The sequence below is a fragment of the Nocardiopsis sp. TNDT3 genome, from assembly GCF_003427465.1.
GTDB classification, from domain to species: Bacteria; Actinomycetota; Actinomycetes; order Streptosporangiales; family Streptosporangiaceae; genus Nocardiopsis; species Nocardiopsis dassonvillei.
This window is the reverse complement of record NZ_QPFC01000382.1, coordinates 1-2471: the sequence shown is the minus strand read 5'-3', so window position 1 is coordinate 2471 and position 2471 is coordinate 1. Positions and strand designations below refer to the sequence as shown.

Genomic DNA, 2471 nt, shown 5'->3' with positions numbered 1-2471 from the left:
TCCTACAACGGTGCGTGCGGGTCCGGCTACGGGGTCGTCAACCAGATCGAGTTCCCCGACAACCGCGGAACCACCTTCCTGACCTACAACAACTCCAACGGCTACAACTGCGTGGTCACCGTGCGCACGAACCCGGGCGCGGCCGCGCCGATGGAGGCGTTCATCCGGGTCAACGGCACCTCGTCCTGGAAGCGGGACAGCGGCGACTACACGACCTACGCCGGTCCCGTCTACCTGTCGGCGGCGCGCCAGTGCGTCGACTGGGGCGGCACGATCGGCACGATCACGAAGACCGCCACCCGCACCAACTGCGGGTGACCTCCGCCCCGCTTCCCCGCCTCCGCACACCCCCGAACCATGAACGGACATGACATGAGGAAACTCGCGCGGAGGGCCGCGGCCGTCGTCGCGGCCGCCGGTATCGGTCTGGGCGGCCTGCTCGTCAGCGCCTCACCCGCCGCCGCTGCCACCTACGGCGGCGAGTGCGGCTCCGGATACGGCGTCGTCAACCAGGACAACATCGGCTCCAAGGGCACGGTCTTCCTGACCTACAACAGCTCCAACGGCTACAACTGCGTCGTGGCCAAGCGCAACAGTCCCGGCTCGGCCGTGCTCATCGAGGCGGGACTGTCGATCAGTCCGGCCGGAAGCCACTGGTACGTCTTCGACGGCGGCTACTACACCACCTACGCCGGTCCGATCTACCTGAACGCGGCAGGCAGGTGCGTGGACTGGATGGGTCGCATCACCGGCACCGAGGGCGGCAAGCGCGACACCAACTGCGGCTGACCGGACCGTTCACGGGCGGCCCCGGCCGGTTTCCGCGGGCCGCCCGACCACACCCTTCCTCATATCGTTTGTGTCCCTTAGCGGCACGAGTCCCGCATCGACCGAAACCCAAAGCCCCAGGCCACCTCAGAGCCGCCCCGGACACTCTCCGCGCTCCCCCTCACGCGGGTGGACGGTGCGCCGACGAGTGCCGTATGCTCCGCGACGTTGCGCAGCGGAGTGTTCATCGTGCGTCAGGGAGTTCATGAGTGGAGACCGATCTGTCAGGGATTCGGTATCGCATGCTCGGTTCTGTCGAGGTTCGCTCCGAAGGGCGTCCGGTCAGCACGGGAGGGCCCAAAAGGCGTACGGTCCTGGCCGCACTCCTCCTGCAACCCGGCACCGTGGTCTCCGACAACCGGCTCATCGACCTGGTCTGGGGCGAACACCCTCCGCGCAGCGCACGGTCCCAGCTCCAGGCGCACGTGCACGAACTCCGCAAGGTCCTGGGCGCGGACACCATCGTCCGGAGCACCTGCGGCTACCGGATGACCGTGGCGGCCGAGGCCACGGACAGCGGCGTGTTCGAGCGGCTGCTGGTGCGCGCGCACTCCGAGCGCGCCGCCCGCCGCCCCTCCGATGCGGTCCGGACCCTGCGCACCGCGCTGTCGCTGTGGACGGGCCCGGCGCTGGGCGGCGTGACACCGGCGCTCGCCGCCCACGCACGCCCGGCCCTGGAGGAGAGGCGGCTGCACGCCCTGGTGGAGCTGCACGGCGCCGGGATCGACCTCGGCCGCGGAGCCGCCGCCGTCCCCGAACTGCTCTCGCTGTGCGCGGAGCACCCGACCCACGAACGCTTCGCGGGCCTGCTGATGTCGGCCCTGCACGCCTGCGGACGCACCGGGGAGGCGCTGGAGGTCTACGCGAAGCTGCGCGAGAGGCTGGCCGACGAACTGGGCACCGGCCCCGGCGCCCGGCTCCGGCAGCTGCACCTGGACCTGCTCACGGCCGGGCCGGAGGGCGGGAGCACGCGCGGCGGCGCGCCCGTCGCCCACCGGGTCCGCCCCGCCGAACTGCCCTACGGCGTCGGTGAGTTCGTCGGCCGCTCGGCGGAGCTGTCCGTGCTCGACCAGGCGCTGGACGACGACCGGGGGGCCGACCGCTGGCCCGCGGTGTTCCTCCTCACCGGGGTCTCCGGCGTCGGCAAGACCGCGCTGGCCCTGCACTGGAGCCATGCCGTCCGGGAGCGCTTCCAGGACGGCCAGCTCTACGTGGACCTGCGCGGTTCCTCCTCCGGGGAGGAGCCCGTCCGGGCCGAGGACGCGCTGCGCCAGCTGCTGCGCGGACTGGGCGCGGACCCCGGAGGCCTGCCGACCGGCGCCGACGAGCTCGCCAAGCTCTTCCGGTCGGTGACGGCCGACCAGCGTCTGCTGTTCCTATTCGACGACGCCGCCTCGGTCGAGCAGCTCGCTCCCCTGCTTCCCACCGGCCGGGGCAGCGTCGTGCTCATCACCAGTCGGTACCCGTTGACGGGGCTGGTCGCGCTCTTCGGCGCCCGCCCCCTGCCGCTCGACGTGCTGTCGGAGGAGTCCTCGGTCGAGTTGTTCCTGTCCGTGGCCGGGATGTGGGCCCGGGCCGCGGAACTGGCGCTGGTCACCCGGATCGCCGACCGCTGCGGGCGGCTGCCGCTGACGCTGAGGCTG

3 protein-coding genes are annotated in these 2471 nt (G+C 71.7%); all 3 read left to right on the top strand.

What is annotated here, in order from left to right:
- On the top strand, nucleotides 1–318 hold a 318-nt coding region (locus DQW06_RS10195; RefSeq protein WP_117198350.1), incomplete at its 5' end, for a spore-associated protein A.
- Between the two features lie 54 nt (nucleotides 319–372).
- The gene (locus tag DQW06_RS10190) at nucleotides 373–789 is read left to right on the top strand and encodes a hypothetical protein (protein ID WP_013153439.1); all 417 of its coding nucleotides are present in this window, start codon (nucleotides 373–375) and stop codon (nucleotides 787–789) included.
- Between the two features lie 281 nt (nucleotides 790–1070).
- A partial coding sequence (locus tag DQW06_RS10185) for a BTAD domain-containing putative transcriptional regulator (protein ID WP_117198351.1) occupies nucleotides 1071–2471 on the top strand: 1401 nt, incomplete at its 3' end.

Coding starts and splice junctions, on each gene's coding strand:
- DQW06_RS10190 (WP_013153439.1), top strand. CDS start 373: ATGAGGAAACTCGCGCGGAGGGCCGCGGCCGTCGTCGCGGCCGCCGGT.